The organism is Kribbella shirazensis, from assembly GCF_011761605.1.
In the GTDB taxonomy this organism is placed as follows: Bacteria; Actinomycetota; Actinomycetes; order Propionibacteriales; family Kribbellaceae; genus Kribbella; species Kribbella shirazensis.
Genome location: NZ_JAASRO010000001.1, coordinates 8448226 through 8464140 on the forward strand (window position 1 = coordinate 8448226; position 15915 = coordinate 8464140).

General features: G+C 69.2%; 16 protein-coding genes. 5 read left to right on the forward strand and 11 right to left on the reverse strand.

The window, feature by feature from the left end; genetic code table 11:
* Positions 1 to 4: 4 nt before the first annotated feature.
* A complete protein-coding gene (locus BJY22_RS40185; protein ID WP_167217444.1) occupies positions 5 to 991 on the reverse strand; it encodes a pirin family protein in 987 nt (328 codons plus the stop codon).
* Between the two features lie 204 nt (positions 992 to 1195).
* On the opposite strand from BJY22_RS40185, the gene BJY22_RS40190 reads away from it, so the two are divergent.
* From BJY22_RS40190 to BJY22_RS40200, 3 genes are read left to right on the forward strand one after another with little or no spacing between them, the layout of a single operon-like run.
* Complete coding sequence (locus BJY22_RS40190) at positions 1196 to 2053, forward strand: bifunctional methylenetetrahydrofolate dehydrogenase/methenyltetrahydrofolate cyclohydrolase (protein ID WP_167217446.1); 858 nt, start codon at positions 1196 to 1198, stop codon at positions 2051 to 2053.
* Positions 2054 to 2090: 37 nt separating this feature from the next.
* Positions 2091 to 2360, forward strand: a complete 270-nt coding sequence (locus BJY22_RS40195; protein ID WP_167217448.1) for a DUF3017 domain-containing protein — start codon at positions 2091 to 2093, stop codon at positions 2358 to 2360.
* Positions 2357 to 2566 (forward strand): GNAT family N-acetyltransferase, encoded by a 210-nt coding sequence (locus BJY22_RS40200; RefSeq protein WP_272955096.1) that lies wholly within the window; start codon positions 2357 to 2359, stop codon positions 2564 to 2566. Before BJY22_RS40195 ends, BJY22_RS40200 begins: the two co-directional genes overlap by 4 nt.
* Before the next feature lie 54 nt (positions 2567 to 2620).
* On the opposite strand, the gene purH is transcribed toward BJY22_RS40200, so the two are convergent.
* Genes purH through BJY22_RS40215 form a run of 3 tightly spaced genes read right to left on the reverse strand, consistent with a single transcriptional unit; the run spans position 2621 to position 6112 of the window.
* The gene (gene purH / locus BJY22_RS40205; RefSeq protein WP_167217452.1) at positions 2621 to 4180 is read right to left on the reverse strand and encodes a bifunctional phosphoribosylaminoimidazolecarboxamide formyltransferase/IMP cyclohydrolase; all 1560 of its coding nucleotides are present in this window, start codon (positions 4178 to 4180) and stop codon (positions 2621 to 2623) included.
* On the reverse strand, positions 4177 to 4794 hold the full coding sequence (gene purN, locus BJY22_RS40210; protein WP_167219286.1) for a phosphoribosylglycinamide formyltransferase: 618 nt from the start codon (positions 4792 to 4794) through the stop codon (positions 4177 to 4179). Before purN ends, purH begins: the two co-directional genes overlap by 4 nt.
* A 58-nt stretch (positions 4795 to 4852) precedes the next feature.
* The gene (locus BJY22_RS40215) at positions 4853 to 6112 is read right to left on the reverse strand and encodes a cell division protein PerM (RefSeq protein WP_167217453.1); all 1260 of its coding nucleotides are present in this window, start codon (positions 6110 to 6112) and stop codon (positions 4853 to 4855) included.
* 175 nt (positions 6113 to 6287) lie between these two features.
* On the opposite strand from BJY22_RS40215, the gene BJY22_RS40220 reads away from it, so the two are divergent.
* Positions 6288 to 7619 carry a hypothetical protein gene (locus tag BJY22_RS40220; protein WP_167217455.1) on the forward strand — a complete coding sequence of 444 codons (1332 nt, stop codon included), beginning with the start codon at positions 6288 to 6290 and terminating at the stop codon, positions 7617 to 7619.
* Positions 7620 to 7663: 44 nt separating this feature from the next.
* Here the strand turns inward: BJY22_RS40220 and sucD are convergent, their stop codons facing one another.
* Together sucD and sucC are read right to left on the reverse strand one after the other, a co-directional pair.
* A complete protein-coding gene (gene sucD / locus BJY22_RS40225) occupies positions 7664 to 8554 on the reverse strand; it encodes a succinate--CoA ligase subunit alpha (protein WP_167217457.1) in 891 nt (296 codons plus the stop codon).
* Between the two features lie 14 nt (positions 8555 to 8568).
* On the reverse strand, positions 8569 to 9741 hold the full coding sequence (gene sucC / locus BJY22_RS40230) for an ADP-forming succinate--CoA ligase subunit beta (RefSeq protein WP_167217459.1): 1173 nt from the start codon (positions 9739 to 9741) through the stop codon (positions 8569 to 8571).
* 188 nt (positions 9742 to 9929) lie between these two features.
* Here sucC and BJY22_RS40235 point away from each other — a divergent pair, with 188 nt between their 5' ends.
* Positions 9930 to 11579, forward strand: a complete 1650-nt coding sequence (locus tag BJY22_RS40235; protein WP_167217461.1) for a glycoside hydrolase family 13 protein — start codon at positions 9930 to 9932, stop codon at positions 11577 to 11579.
* 42 nt (positions 11580 to 11621) lie between these two features.
* Here BJY22_RS40235 and BJY22_RS40240 read toward each other — a convergent pair whose 3' ends face one another.
* The 5 genes from BJY22_RS40240 to BJY22_RS40260 form a co-directional block, all read right to left on the reverse strand.
* Positions 11622 to 11789, reverse strand: a complete 168-nt coding sequence (locus BJY22_RS40240; RefSeq protein ID WP_167217463.1) for a hypothetical protein — start codon at positions 11787 to 11789, stop codon at positions 11622 to 11624.
* Positions 11786 to 12637, reverse strand: coding sequence for a carbohydrate ABC transporter permease (locus BJY22_RS40245; RefSeq protein WP_167217465.1), 852 nt, complete (start codon positions 12635 to 12637; stop codon positions 11786 to 11788). The genes BJY22_RS40240 and BJY22_RS40245 overlap by 4 nt, the downstream gene beginning before the upstream one ends.
* Positions 12634 to 13698: a carbohydrate ABC transporter permease gene (locus BJY22_RS40250; RefSeq protein WP_167217467.1), complete on the reverse strand. Its 1065-nt coding sequence runs from the start codon at positions 13696 to 13698 to the stop codon at positions 12634 to 12636. The genes BJY22_RS40245 and BJY22_RS40250 overlap by 4 nt, the downstream gene beginning before the upstream one ends.
* Positions 13699 to 13792: 94 nt before the next feature.
* Positions 13793 to 15115, reverse strand: coding sequence for an ABC transporter substrate-binding protein (locus BJY22_RS40255; protein WP_167217469.1), 1323 nt, complete (start codon positions 15113 to 15115; stop codon positions 13793 to 13795).
* A 341-nt stretch (positions 15116 to 15456) separates the two neighbouring features.
* Positions 15457 to 15876 (reverse strand): coenzyme B12-dependent isobutyryl CoA mutase small subunit, encoded by a 420-nt coding sequence (locus BJY22_RS40260; RefSeq protein WP_167217470.1) that lies wholly within the window; start codon positions 15874 to 15876, stop codon positions 15457 to 15459.
* Positions 15877 to 15915 lie beyond the last annotated feature (39 nt).

Genomic DNA, 15915 nt, shown 5'->3' on the forward strand with positions numbered 1-15915 from the left:
TGGCTCAGTCCGTACTACGCAGCTCCGTGGGGGCGCCGTGGACGGCGGGGATGCTGCCGAGCTTGCCGGCCTGGAAGTCCTCGAAGGCCTGGATGACCTCGGCGCGGGTGTTCATCACGAACGGCCCGGCCATCGCGATCGGCTCGCGGATCGGGCGGCCGCCGATGACGAGGACGTCGAGGTTCGGTTCCGCCTGCGGCTGCGACGTACCAGCCGTCGTACGAAGGACGTCGCCGGGACCGAAGACGGCCAACTGCCCCTTGCGGATCGGGCGGCGGTCGGAGCCGACGGTGCCCTGCCCGGCGAGCACGTAGACGAGCGCGTTGTAGTCCGGCTGCCACGGGAGGACCATCTCCGCGCCCGGGCTGACCGTGGCGTGGACGAGCGTGATCGGGGTGTGCGTCGAGCCCGGGCCTTCGTGACCGTCGACCGAGCCGGCGATCACGCGGATCAGCGAGCCGCCGTCCGGCGTGGACAGCAGAGCTGCGTCGCCGCCGCGGATGTCCTGGTAGCGCGGCGGAGCCCACTTGAGCGCCTTCGGCAGGTTCACCCAGAGCTGGATGCCGTGGAACAGGCCGCCGCTCATCACCAGGTGCTCGGGCGGTGTCTCGATGTGCAGGAGCCCGGATCCGGCCGTCATCCACTGGGTGTCGCCGTTGGAGATGACACCGCCGCCGCCGTTGGAGTCCTGGTGCTCCATGATCCCGTCGAGCATGTACGTGACGGTCTCGAAGCCGCGGTGCGGGTGCCACGGGGTGCCCTTCGGCTCGCCCGGCGCGTACTCGACCTCGCCCATCTGGTCCATGTGGATGAACGGGTCCAGGTCGCGGAGGTCGACGCCGGCGAAGGCACGCCGTACCGGGAAGCCCTCGCCCTCGTAGCCGCTCGGCGCCGAGGTCACCGACTTCACGGGACGCTCCCGCACGGCAGCCGGATCCTGGGTGCTGATGCGGGGCAGGACAGTGATGTCACTGACGGTCACGGCGGGCATGATGTGCTCCTCGCTTAGGTAGTTCAAGAATAAACTATTAGCTGGAACCGTGGCAAGGGCACCGGAATTCCCGCGCGGACCGCCACGCCATCACAATCGCCCGCGTCGACCCGCGTCCCGCGTGAACCCCACCCGGATCGCGGATTGTGATGGCCTGGCGATCCGGGACGCGGGCGTGAGATGCGGCGTGGGAGAATCCTGGGCGTGACGGCGCAGATTCTGGATGGCAAGGCGACGGCGGCGGCGATCAAGGACGAGCTGAAGGTCCGGGTCGCGAAACTCGCGGAGCAGGGTGTGGTGCCCGGGCTCGGCACGATCCTGGTCGGCGACGACCCGGGCAGCCGGGCGTACGTGGGCGGCAAGCACCGCGACTGCGCGGCGGTCGGGATCGCCTCGATCCAGGTCGAGCTGCCGGAGACCGCGACCCAGGAAGAGATCGCCGCGAAGGTCCAGGAGCTCAACGAGAACCCGTCCTGCACCGGGTTCATCGTCCAGCTGCCGCTCCCCAAGCACGTCGACACGAACACGATCCTCGGCCTGATCGACCCGGCCAAGGACGCCGACGGTCTGCACCCGGTCAGCCTCGGCAAGCTCGTCCTCGGCCAGGAGGGTCCGCTCCCGTGCACCCCGAAGGGCTGCGTGGAGATCCTCAGGCGGTACGACGTACCGATCGCCGGTGCCCACGTGGTCGTCGTCGGCCGGGGCGTGACCGCAGGGCGCCCGATGGGGCTGCTGTTCACCCGGCGCAGCGAGAACGCGACCGTGACCCAGTGCCACACCGGCACGAAGGACCTCGTCGCCGTCGTCCGCACCGGCGACATCGTGATCGCCGCGGCGGGTTCGGCCGGCCTCATCACCGCGGACATGGTCAAGCCCGGCGCCGTCCTGCTCGACGTCGGCACCAGCCGCAACGCCGAGGGCAAGATCGTCGGCGACATCGAGGACGCGGCCCGCGAGCAGGCCGCGTGGATCGCCCCGATGCCCGGCGGCATCGGCCCGATGACCCGCGCCATGCTCCTCACGAACGTGGTGGAAGCCGCCGAAGCGAGCCTCCCCCGGTGACACGTCCGCAGGCGGTCGAGACGGGTGTGGCGTGCTGATGGCGGGTGAGGTCCAGCGCCGGAGCCAGTGGCCGCTCGGGTTGTCGCTGCTGGTCGCGCTGGCCGGTGTCGTGGTGCTCTGGTTCTACAACTGGCGCAACGGCGTGTTCATCTTCGCCGGCGCCGTGGGCCTCGCAGGCCTCCTCCGAGCCACCCTCTCCGACACGGCAGCCGGCCTCCTCCACGTCCGCAGCCGCATGTTCGACATCGCCTTCCTGCTGCTGACCGCCGTCGCCATCGCAGTCCTCGGCCTGATCATCCCCAACTGACTCCGCCGTACTGGCGCGCCGGTGTAGGCACCGCCCTCATGCAGAAGGCTCTTGAGGAGCTGGCCGCCACCTACCCGGCGGCCATCCTCCGGACCCTCGCCGACTACCCGCAGGCCCAGAACTTCTACGTCAAGACGGGCTGGACCCTGACCAACCAAACCCGCGACCACGGCCACCAGATCTGCTACCACCGCCGCTTCCGCTAGCCCCTCCAGGCCAGGGCGCGGAGGGGCTGACGCGGTCGGCTACATGCGCCGATCTCAGTGGAAGAAGTGGCGGGTGCCGGTGAAGTACATGGTGATGCCGGCCTTGTTGGCTGCTTCGATGGCGGCTTCGTCGCGGATGGAGCCGCCGGGCTGGACTACTGCCTTGACGCCGCCTTCGATGAGGACCTCCAGGCCGTCCGGGAAGGGGAAGAAGGCGTCGGAGGCCGCGACGGAGCCTGCGGCGCGGTCGCCCGCTCGGGAGACGGCCAGGCGGCAGGAGTCGACGCGGTTGACCTGGCCCATGCCGACGCCGACCGAGGCGCCGTCGGCGGCGAGCAGAATCGCGTTGGATTTGACCGCGCGGCACGCCTTCCAGGCGAACGCGAGGTCGGCGAGCACCTCGTCGGAGGCGGGCTCGCCGGCGGCGAGTGTCCAGGCGGCCGGGTCGTCGCCGTCAGCCTGGAAGCGGTCGCGGTGCTGCAGCAGCAGGCCGCCGCTGATCGCGCGCAGCTCGACGGTCTCGTCCGCGGACACCTCCGGCGCCACCAGCAGACGGATGTTCTTCTTCGCCTGCAGGATCTCGACAGCGCCGTCCTCGAATCCGGGCGCCACCAGCACCTCGGTGAAGATCTCCGCGACCTGCTTGGCCAGGTCCACCGTCACCGGGCGGTTCGTCGCGATCACACCGCCGTACGCCGAGACCGGGTCGCACTCGTGCGCGCGCCGGTGCGCCTCCGCGATGTCCTTGCCCACGGCGATGCCGCACGGGTTGGCGTGCTTGATGATCGCCACCGCCGGCTCGCTGAAGTCATAAGCGGTACGACGAGCCGCATCGGCGTCGACGTAGTTGTTGTACGACATCTCCTTGCCGTGCAGCTGCTCCGCCGCCGCGAGACCGCCGCGACCGTTCAGGTACAGCGCCGCCGGCTGGTGCGGGTTCTCGCCGTACCGCAGCACGGCCGACTTCTCCCACGACGCCCCGACCCACGCCGGGAAGCCGGAGCCCTCGGAGCTGTCGGTGAGCACGTTGCCCATCCACGACGCGACCGCGATGTCGTAGTCCGCCGTGTGCACGAACGCGGCCGCCGCGAGCCGCTGCCGCTCCTCGAGCGAGAACCCGCCCTCGCCCAGAACGCTGTACAGCAAGGCGTACTGCGAAGGCGACGTCACGACCGCGACGTTCGCGTGGTTCTTCGCCGCGCCGCGGACCATCGACGGGCCGCCGATGTCGATCTGCTCGATGCACTCGTCGACCGACGCACCGGACGCGACCGTCTCGGTGAACGGGTACAGGTTGCTCACCAGCAGGTCGAACGGCTCGACGCGCATCTCCCGCAGCTGGGCCACGTGCTCGTCACGCCGTACGTCGGCCAGCAGCCCGGCGTGCACCATCGGGTGCAGCGTCTTGACCCGCCCGTCGAGGCACTCCGGGAACCCGGTCAGCTCCTCGACCTTCGTCACCGGAACTCCGGCCGCCGCGATCCGCGCCGCGGTGGAACCGGTCGACACGATCTGCACACCCGCCTCGGACAGGGCCTTGGCGAGCTCCTCCAGACCGGTCTTGTCGTACACGCTGATCAGCGCGCGGCGGATCGGCCTGCGGTCGGTGCTCACTTCAGTCGAACCTTTCGTCCGGTGATGGTCCAGCCCTCGCGGACCAGGCGGCCGACCCACTCCACCAGCTGGTGGCGTTCGACCTCCTTGATCCGCTCGGTCAGGGTTTCTTCGGTGTCATCGTCCTCCACGGGTACGACGACCTGCGCGATGATCGGCCCGGTGTCGACGCCGCCGTCCACGAAGAACAGCGTCGCCCCGGCGACCTTCACGCCGTACTCCAGCGCGTCCCGCGGGCCATGGATCCCGGGGAACGCCGGCAGCAGCGCGTTGTGGGTGTTGATGTACCGGTCGCCGAAGGACTCCAGGAAGTCGTCGCCGACGAGCTTCAGGAAGCCCGCCGACACGACCAGGTCGGGTTCGTACTGCGCGACGGACGACGTCAGCGCGCGATCCCAGTCGGCCCGCGACGGGTACTCCTTCACCTTGTGCACGAAGGTGGGCACCCCGGCGGCCGCGGCCCGGTCCAGGCCGGCGATCCCGTCCCGGTCGGCGCCGACGGCGACGACCTGGGCGCCGTACGCCGGGTCGGCGCACGCGTCCAGCAAGGCCTGCAGGTTCGACCCCGAGCCCGACACGAGCACCACGAGGCGTGCTCGCCCAGGATCGGACATGGCCGAGTCAGCAGCAGAAGTCACGCCCGGAAGCCTATCTCCCGCCCGCGCGACAGAACTAACTGGTCGCCTCGTCGTCAGCCGGCCGACGCGACGAGGCGACGGCGGCCGTGATCGCGGCGCCGATCGCCATCCCGGCCGCCAGCACACCCGCGGCCGGCAGCGCCGCCGGGACCCCGACCGCCGACATCCGCCCCGGCCCGGCCGATCCGCCCGACAAGGAGAACAGCGCGAACAGGACAATCCCCGCGACCAGTGCGGCCATCGCACCGCGCAGCGCGAACGCGTCCCAGCCCAGCGCGTCGGCGTCCGGCTCCGTGAGCCCCCGCCGTACGACGACCAGGCCCGCGACCGCACCGGCCAGCAACGGCACCACGGCCGTCAGCACCAGCAGGTACGACGGGGTCGCGCCGTCGGCAGGTACCGCGGCCAGCAGCGGAAGCGCGGGCAGGTTCCCCACGTCGACACCGGTCGGCGCGATCGTCGTACCGGTCCCCAACTGGAACCCGGGCCCGGCGAGGAACGCGACGACGTACAGGACCATGTTCGGCACCAGCATCAGGCAGATCGCGAACAGCACGACCGACCCGATCACACCGGCGTTCAGCAGCTCGAGCATCCCGGTGATCCGGGAGAAGTGGATCGCGAGCAGTACGGCGTACAGCACCGACGCCAGCGCGATGACGGTCAGTACGGCGGCCATCGCGGCGGGTACTGCGTCACGCAAACCGGCCGGTGTGGCGTCCGCGATGTCGTCCGCGGCGCCGGACTCGACCACGATGCCCGCTGCCCCCGCCAGCAGCGCCAAGGAGAAGGCGCCGAGGAAAGCGGCCAGCGGCGAGACCTTCAGCGGGCCTTCCGCTGTGAACAACGCCACGACCAGTCCGCCGAGTCCGTAGACGACCGCGAACGAACCGGCCAGCGCGATCAGGTCCCTGGTCCGGTCGGCCGCGCTGGACCGCACCGCCGACTTGCCGCCGCGATACAGGCACCAGGCGAAGAACAAGGTCAGCCCGAGCGGCGCGATGCTGATCCGGCCGGTGCCGAGCGTGCTGTTGCCAATCGTGACGGCGGCCTTGTGGGCGACCAGCCAGGCCGAGGCCCCGGCCCGGACCGCCCCCGACGCGCCGCCGAAGGTCGCCGCCAGCCAGCCGATCACGGCGACCGCGGCGCAGGTCAGCAGACCGGTGAGCAGGCAGGCCCCGGCGGAGATCACGGCCGACACGACCAACGGCTTGGTCTGGGCGGTGATCTCCGACGTCGGCGCACTGCTCGTCTCGCCGTCCCGCGCGCCGGGGCGGCTCAGCATGTCGGTCATCTGACTCCCATCGTCTCCCCGCGCCACCACGCCACTCGTCCTGACACGCCGGATGTGGGAGACTTCAGCCCGCCTCCTCACGCTCAGTTGGCGCCTGTTCGGCTGGTGGTAGCGGGTTGGGGGCGACATGGGTTCACCGGGTACTGTCGGGTGGAATCAGTCAGGAGGTCGAGCTTTGGCCGGTTCCCACCGTGCACCCCGCGGCGGCGGTCGCGCTGCTGCCCGGGAAGCGCGTCGTCAGCGGGCCCGTAAGCGGAACCAGACGATCGCAGCCGGTGTCGCGGTCGTCGTACTGGTCGGCGGCGGCGGGGTCGCCGCGCTGAACGCGTTCGGCGGCGACAAGGCTCCCGGGACCAAGGCCGGCGGCGGCCCGGCGGACGACAAGCCCACCGAGTCGACGGTGCTGGCCGACGACAAGGCCCTGCTGGATCCCGCGGGCGCGAAGACGCTCGGCGCGACCGGCGCCTGGAAGGTCGTCAAGACCGCCGACGGCGAATCGGCGCCGGAGAGTTCGTTCGTGTGCCAGTCGCAGCGGTTCGCGGACCCGTCCGGCCTGCGGACCTGGGTCCGCACCCTGCAGAACCCGACCACCAAGGACACGGCCGTCCAGTACGTCGACGTGTCCAACGACAAGGCCACCGCGGCGAAGACCTACACCACGGTCGTCCACTGGCTCAGCCAGTGCACCACGCCGCAGACCCGGCTGACGGCCGGCTACGTGACGTCGGGCGTCGGCGACGCCGGTGTGATCGCGGTGTTCGGGCAGGTGCCCGGCGCGAAGACGAAGTACAAGACCGTCGCGGTCACGCTGGCCGGCCAGGCGACGATGGTCGTCGAGCACGACACGCTGGCCAGCACGCCTCCGAAGCCGAACGCGGTGCTCGCGACGGCGAACGCCGCGGCGAAGAAGATCTGCGCCCAGACCGGCGGCTGCGGCACCGGAGCGCCGATCGCGAAGCCGGCCCTGCTGCCGAACGTCGACACGCCGGGCTTCATGGCGTCCGTCGACCTGCCGCTGCTGCCCGAGATCAACAAGCCCTGGGTGAGCGCCCCCGCGAAGGCCGGGACCGGCACGACCTGCGAGAAGCTCGACTTCAAGAAGGCGAAGCCGAAGAAGTACGGCACGGTCACGTACGTGACGCCGGAGGCGAAGGTGCCGACCGAGTTCGGCCTCGACGACACGGTGGCGAAGTTCGCGACCCCGGCCGCGGCGGCGAGTTTCGTCAGCCAGATCAAGAAGAACGTCGACGCCTGCGAGAAGAACGTCTCGAACGCGAAGGTCGAGTCGACCGGCACGATCAAGACCAGCACGATCACGGGCAAGAGCTGGAAGGCGACGTACGACACCGGCGACGGGAAGAAGTTCGTCTACCGGATCGGGATCGCCGGGTCCGGGGACCGCGCGGTGCACCTGCTGTTCCCGGTGCTGAAGGAGCTGGACCTGACCGACGCCGCGTTCAACGAGACGCTGGCCCGCGCGGTCGACCGCTCCGCCTCCTACAAGTAGAACGGGACCGGCCCCGAAGGACCGGCCCCGCTGAAAAGCCTGTGTTACTTGGTCAGGCCCTGCATGATCTCGCGCATCAGGTTGGCGGTCTCGGTCGGCGTCTTGCCGACCTTCACGCCGACGGCCTCCAGGGCCTCCTGCTTCGCGGCCGCCGTACCGGACGAACCGGACACGATCGCACCCGCGTGACCCATCGTCTTGCCCTCCGGCGCGGTGAACCCGGCCACGTACCCGACGACCGGCTTGGTCACGTTCTCCTTGATGAACGCGGCCGCCCGCTCCTCGGCGTCACCACCGATCTCACCGATCATCACGATCGCGTCGGTGTCCGGGTCGTCCTGGAACGCCTGCAGCGCGTCGATGTGCGTCGTCCCGATGATCGGGTCGCCACCGATCCCGATCGCGGTCGAGAACCCGAAGTCCCGCAGCTCGTACATCATCTGGTACGTCAGCGTGCCCGACTTCGAGACCAGGCCGATCCGGCCCTGGCCGGCGATGTCGGCCGGGATGATGCCCGCGTTCGACTCGCCCGGGGTGATGATGCCCGGGCAGTTCGGGCCGATGATCCGGGTCTTGCCGGACGCCTGCGCGGCGGCGAAGAACGCGGCGGTGTCGTGCACCGGCACGCCCTCGGTGATCACCACGACCAGCGGCACCTCGGCCTCGACGGCCTCCAGCACGGCGTCCTTGGTGAACTTCGGCGGGACGAAGATGACCGACACGTTCGCGCCGGTCTCCTTGACCGCGTCGGCGACCGTGCCGAAAACGGGTACCGCCTTGCCGTCGAAGTCCTGGCTCTGACCCGCCTTGCGCGGGTTCACGCCGCCGACGATGTTGGTGCCCGAGGCGAGCATCCGGGTGGTGTGCTTGGTGCCCTCGGAGCCGGTCATGCCCTGGACGATGACCTTGCTGTCCTTGGTCAGGAAGATAGACATTGTTCGGCGATCCCTTACTTCGCAGCCAGCTCGGCGGCGCGCTTGGCGGCGCCGTCCATCGTGTCGACCCGCTCCAGACCGGCCAGGCCGGCCTCGTCGAGGATCCGGCGGCCCTCCTCGGCGTTGTTGCCGTCCAGCCGGACGACCAGCGGCTTGGTGACGGCCTCGCCCCGGCTCGACAGCAGCTCGAACGCCTGGACGATGCCGTTCGCGACCGCGTCACAGGCGGTGATGCCGCCGAAGACGTTGACGAACACGCTCTCCACCTGCGGGTCGGAGATGATGATCTCCAGGCCGTTCGCCATCACCTCGGCGCTCGCACCGCCGCCGATGTCGAGGAAGTTCGCGGGCTTCACGCCACCGAACTCCTCACCGGCGTAGGCGACCACGTCCAGTGTGGACATGACCAGGCCGGCGCCGTTGCCGATGATGCCGACGGAGCCGTCCAGCTTCACGTAGTTCAGGCCCTTGGCCTTGGCCGCCGCCTCCAGCGGGTCGGCCGCCGCGACGTCCTCGAACTCGGCGTGCTCCGGGTGCCGGAAGTCCGCGTTCTCGTCCAGGCTGACCTTGCCGTCCAGGGCCTCGACGTTGCCGTCCTCGAGCTTGACCAGCGGGTTCACCTCGACCAGCGACGCGTCCTCGCCGATGAAGACGTCGTACAGCTTGACGATCTCCGGCGCGACCGCGTCCAGGATGTCCTCCGGGTACTTCGCCGCGCGCGCGATCTCCCGGGCCTTCGCCTCGTCGACGCCGGCCGCCGGGTCGATCGAGATCTTCGCGACCGCGTCCGGGTTGGTGTGCGCGACCTCCTCGATCTCCATACCGCCGGCGGCGGAGGCGATGCAGAGGTAGTTGCGGTTCGCCCGGTCGATCAGGAACGAGAAGTAGTACTCCTCGGCGATCGCCGCGGCCGGGACGATGTTCAGGATCTTGACGACGTGACCCTTGATGTCCAGGCCGAGGATCTCGCGGGCCTTCTCCTCCGCCTCCTCCGGCGAGGACGCCAGCTTGACACCGCCGGCCTTGCCGCGGCCGCCGGTCTTGACCTGGGCCTTCACGACCACCCGGCCGCCGATCTTCTCGGCCGCCGCGCGGGCTTCCTCCGGAGTCGTGACGACCTCACCCACGGTCGTCCGCACTCCGTGCTTGGCGAAGACCGTCTTCGCCTGGTATTCCATCAAGTCCACGACTGTGGTCCCTCTCTCGCACCTGTTCGAGTAGGCCGCGGCAGGCGGGCTGGACCCGAGTAGAGGGCACGGTCGCCGGCGCGCTCCGTCGGCCTGAGACTAGCCACCCCGCCGCGCACGGCAACAGCCGGGGTACACGCTGAGACGACTGTCACACGCTCTCCCACCGTCGTGTCAGGCTAGTTCGCATGACCGATCCACAACATGATCCGGCGACCAGACCACTCGACGACTGGTGGCGCAGCGCCGTTGTCTACCAGGTGTACCCGCGTTCGTTCGCCGACGCCGACGGCGACGGGACCGGCGACGTGAACGGGATCCGCGCCCGGCTGCCGTACCTCGCCGACCTCGGCGTCGACGCGATCTGGATCAGCCCGTGGTACCCGTCCCCGCTCCTCGACGGCGGGTACGACGTCGCCGACTATCGCGACATCAACCCCGAGTTCGGCACCCTCGCGGACGCCGACGCGCTGATCGCCGAGGCGCACGCGCTCGGCCTGCGGATCCTCATCGACCTGGTGCCGAACCACTGCTCCTGGGACCACCCGTGGTTCAAGGCCGCGCTGGAGGCGGGCAAGGGCTCTCCCGAGCGGGACCTGTTCTGGTTCCGGGACGGGAAAGAGGGGCTGCCGCCGACCAACTGGCCGGCCGCGTTCGGCGGCGGCGCCTGGCAGCAGATCGACGACGGACAGTGGTACCTGCACCTGTTCGACATCTCGCAGCCCGACTGGAACTGGGACCACCCGAAGGTGATCGAGGAGTTCGACGCGATCCTGCGGTTCTGGTTCGACCGCGGTGTCGACGGGTTCCGGATCGACGTGGCCGACTCGATGGCGAAGGACGCCGCGCTGCCCGACGTACCGCTGCACAACGGGGAGCCGACGCGCGAGAAGTACGTCGGGAACCCGTTCTACGACCAGCCCGGTGTGCACACGATCCACCAGCGCTGGCGCACGATCGCCGACGAGTACGCCGACACGCCGCAGGGCCCCCGGGTCTTCGTGGCGGAGGCGTGGCTGTCTCCGGCCGAGCGGCTCGCACAGTACGTGCGGCCGAACGAGCTGCACTCGGCGTTCAACTTCGACGCGCTGCGGGCGGCGTGGGACGCGAAGGAACTGCGCGAGGTCATCGACCACACCACCGACAACCTCTGGGCGGTCGGTGCGCCGGCGACGTGGGTGCTGAGCAACCACGACACGATCCGTCACCGCACGCGGTACGGCCGGGCCCACAAGGACGCGCTGGAGGGTGCGGGCGTCGTACCGACCGATCTCGAGCTCGGTCTGCGCCGGGCGCGGGCGGCGGCGCTGCTGGAGCTGTCGCTGCCGGGTGGCGCGTACATCTACCAGGGTGACGAGCTCGGTCTGCCCGAGGTCGAGGACCTGCCGGAGGACGTGCTCGACGACCCCACCTGGGAACGCTCGGGTCACACCGTCCGCGGTCGCGACGGCTGCCGTGTCCCGATCCCGTGGTCCGGCGCGGAACCGCCGTACGGCTTCGGTCCCGGCAACGGCCAGCCGTGGCTGCCGCAGCCGGCCGACTGGGCGCCCCTGACCGCCGAGGCCCAGGCCGGCGACCCCGACAGCCACCTCACCCTCTACAAGACAGCCCTACGCATCCGCCGCGAGCACCCGGCGCTCGGCGAAGGCCGCCTGACCTGGGACCCCGACGCCCCCGAGGGCGTCCTGTCCTTCACCCGCGACCCCGGCTTCCGCTGCGTAGCCAACCTGACCGACGCCCCGGTCCCCCTCCCCACCCACCAAAAGGTCCTACTCACCAGCCAACCCCTCACCGACAACACCCTCCCCCCAGACACCACAGCCTGGCTCGAGGCCTGACACCGAAACGGCCGGAGCCATTGGGCTCCGGCCGTTTCTTGTCTAGCGGTATCTCAGGCGATCCTCGCGGTCGCGGCGGTCTCGCTCGTCGCGCTCCCAGCGGTCCCGGTCTTCCCGGTCGCGGCGGTCGCGTTCTTCGCGGTCCCTGCGGTCGCGTTCCTCCCGGTCCCTGCGGTCCCGGTCGGCGCGGTCGCGGTTGAACCAACTCACTTCACGCCACCTGCCGTGAGGCCGGCGACGATACGGCGCTGGAAGATCAGTACGGCGATCACCAGCGGGATCGTGACGACGACACCGGCGGCCATCTGGGTGCCGAACGGCTGGTCGAAGCCCGAGATGCCGGTGAACTTGGAGATGGCGACGTTCGCCGTCTGGATCTCCTTCTTGTTCACCATGCTCAGCGCGATCAGGAACTCGTTCCACGCCGCGATGAACGTGATGATCGCCGTCGTGAACACGCCGGGTGCGGCCAACGGCAGGATCACCTTGCGGAACGCCTGTGCCGGCGTACACCCGTCCACCATCGCGGCCTGCTCCAGTTCGCGCGGCATCTGCCGGAAGAACGTGGTCAGCGTCCAGACCGCCAGCGGCAGCGCGAACGACAGGCTGGGCACGATCATCGCCTGGTAGGTGTTGATCCACTTGATGTCGATGAAGAGCTTCAGCAGCGGGATCACCAGTGAGATGCCCGGGAACATCGACGTCGTGATGATGATCGCCAGCACCACGTTCTTGAACCGGAAATCCAGCCGGGCCAGCGTGTAGGCGGCGATCAGGCCGATGATCAGCACCAGGATCGTCGTCACACCGGCCACGATGAGGCTGTTCAGCAGGGCGCGGCCGAAGCCGACCCCCTCACCGAAGACGGCCTTCAGGTTGTCGAGCGACCACGGCGACGGCAGCAGCGAGTTGTCGAACTGGTCGAGCGGCCGCCGGAAGGCCGAGACGAACATCCAGTAGAACGGCAGCAGGCAGTACAGCACGATCACTGCCACGCCGAGCAGCGGAAGGTAGCGGCGTACCGGGCTCGCCTCGGCGGCCTTGATGTTGGTGCTCATGCGACGCTGCCTCCTCCGTGCGTCGAACCGGCCATGGCGACGGTGTTGGCTCCGGGCGGTGCGGCGTCCTTGTCCTTACGCCGACGCCGGCCGTTGGGCTTGCGCTTGACGGCGTCGCCGAGGATGTCGGCGCCCAGCAGCTTCACGAACACGTACGCCACGACTGCGACGTACAGGAACAGGATCGTCGCGTACGCCGCCGCGGGTCCGTACCTGGTGTTCGACGCCTCGTCGTACGCGAGCATCGACAACGTCTCGACCGAGTCCTTGTTGGCCCCGACCAGCACGAACGGCAGGTCGAAGATCCGCAGCGTGTCGAGGATGCGGAACAGCACCGCCACGAGCAGCGCGGGCTTCACCAGCGGCAGCGTGATCCGGAGGAACTGCTGCCAGGCGTTCGCACCGTCGACCTTGGCTGCCTCGTAGACCTCGTCCGGAATGGTCTGCAGGCCCGCGAGGGTGAGCAGACCGATGAAGGGCGCGGTCTTCCAGGTGTCCGCGATGATCACCGACAGCACCGACTGCCAGCCCTCGGTCGACCACAGGATCTGAGTGCCGAGCAGGGCGTTGGCGGCGCCGTCGGCCTGGAAGATCCACTTCCAGAGCAGCGCCGAGACGACGGTCGGGATCGCCCAGGGAACGAGAATGCTGGCCCGGACAATGGCCCGGCCCTTGAACGCCTTGTGCATCACCAGGGCCATCGCGACACCGAGGATGGTCTCCAGGACCACCATGGTGACAGTGAAGAACGTGGTGTTGTAGAAGGCGTTCCAGAAGCGCTCACCGGTCTCGCCGGAGAAGATGGCGGTGTAGTTGTCGAGTCCGACGAACTGCGAGCCCTCGACGACGAAGCCCTCTTCGTCGATCTGCTGGCCACTCGTGTACAACGACTCGCGCAGCGCCGAGATGATCGGATAGACCACCACCAGGGCGAGTACGAGCAGCGTGGGCGACAACAGGATCGCCGCCAACCGGCCGGTGCCCTCGTTGAAGGACGTCCGGTGCCTGGACTTCGGGGGTTGCTTCGAGGGCCGCTCAGCGAGCTGGGCGGTTGCACTCATCTCTGTCTCCTTCTCTCTGCCCACCTGGGCGAGCAGCGACAGGCCGGGGCCGGTGCGCAGTTGTTGCTGCCACGCACCGGCCCCGCCAGATTCGTCATTGAGTGATGAGCGAGCTCAGCTTGGTCTGCAACTGGCTGAGCGCATCCTTGGGGGGCGTCGTACCGCTCAACGCACCGTAGGCCGCCTCCTGGATGGCAGTCGTGACGTCGCCGTACTTGACCACCTTCGGCCGCGACTTCGCGCTCTCGATCGACGCCTTCAGCGGAGCCAGGTACGGGAACTGCTTGTTCAGCGCCGGGTCGTCGTACAGCGAGGCCCAGGTCGGTGCCTGCGAGGTCTTCTCGATGTTCGCCTTCTGGCGCTCCTCGCTGGACATGAACTTGATGAAGTCCGCCGCGGTCGCCTTGTTCTTGGCGAACTCGGAGATCGCGTAGTTGTGGCCACCCAGGGTGGACACGCCTGCGCCCTTCAGGCCCGGCAGCGGCGCGACCGCGAACTTGCCGGCGATCTTCGACGACCCGTCGGTCTTGCCCGCCAGCGCGTACACGTACGGCCAGTTGCGGTGGAAGAGCAGGTTGCCCTCCTGGAACGCCCGGCGGCCTTCCTCTTCCTTGTAGGTGATGGCGGCCTTCGGGATGAAGCCCGACTTGAAGCCCTCGGCCAGCGCGGTCAGGCCGGCCAGCGCCTCCGGGGTGTCCACGTTCGGCTTGCCGTCGTCCCCGACCACGACACCGCCGGCACCGTTGATCGCCTCGGAGAAGTTGACCGTCAGGCCTTCGTACTTCTCGAACTGGCCCGAGTAGCAGCCGATGGTCTTGCCCTCCGGCAGCGCCTTGACCTTCTGGCAGGCGGCGACCATCTCTTCCCAGGTCTTCGGCGGCTGGACTCCGGCCTTGTCGAGCAGGTCCTTGCGGTAGTACAGCAGCCCGCCGTCCGACGTCACCGGGACGGCGTACAGCTTGTCGCGGTACTTGCCCGTGTCGACCGTCGACGGCAGGAGCTTGCCCAGGTCGGGGAACTGGTCCTCCGGCAGTGGGGTGACCCAGCGGTTGGCGGCGAACTCGGCGGTCCAGACCACGTCCAGGTTGAGGACGCTGAACGCATCCGACTTGGCCTGCGCGTTCTGCACCATCTGCTGCCGCTGGCCGTCCGCGGACTCCGGAAGCTCCTTGATCTCGACCTTCTCGTCCGGGTGCTGCGCGTTCCACGCCGCGACCTGGTTCGTCAGGTTCCCGGAGGTGTCCTTGCCGGTGGCGAAGGTGATCGGGCCGCGGCCTTCGAGCGCTCCGCCCCCGGTCGAGCCTCCGTCCCCGCCGCCGCTTCCGTCGTCACCACCACACGCGGTCGCCAGCAGCGCCAGGCTGCTCGCGACGGCCACGAAGGCCGCGCGGCGTGTGTGTGATCGTTCAAACCTCATCGTTTACCTGCCCTCTCCCGATGGGACATCGCTTGGGTCCTGCGTCAGCAGGTCGCAGTCCCCCACCGCGCTGCGATCCGCCCTGTCCGGACAGTAACCGAGAACCGGCCGATGTGTTCTGAGCCACACACAGCCACGCCCGACGGTCTCTGAAACGGACAGCCGCATGGCTGTATGCGACCGCGTTTGGGAAGCCCGCACAACCGGGTATTTCTTAACGATTCGGTATTACCGATTAGTAACCTAGCTGAATCGGGCATGAGTGTTCAGAACGACTCCAAGCAGTCGCCATCACGCTCCGGAGCGGATGCGCGACTCCGGAACGCGCCTCGGGTGCCGGCTCAGGCCGGGGAGGCGGACGCGTCGCCGACGTTCGACCGGACCCACTCGACGATCTCGGTGGTGGTCGCGCCCGGGGTGAAGATCTTGTGCACGCCGAGCTCGGCCAGCGGCTGCAGGTCGGCGTCCGGGATGATGCCGCCGCCGAACACCACGATGTCCTCCGCCTCCCGCTCGGTCAGCAGCTCGCGCACGCGCTTGAACAGCGTCATGTGCGCGCCGGACAGCACCGACAGCCCGATCGCGTCGGCGTCCTCGGCGATCGCGGTCTCGACGATCTGCTCGGGGGTCTGGTGCAGCCCGGTGTAGATGACCTCCATGCCGGCGTCCCGCAGGGCGCGGGCGACGACCTTGGCACCGCGGTCGTGACCGTCCAGACCCGGCTTGGCGACGACGACGCGCAACGGACTCGTAGCAGGCATGGGGGCAGGCTAACCGCTGCGTACGGCGGCGGATAAGAC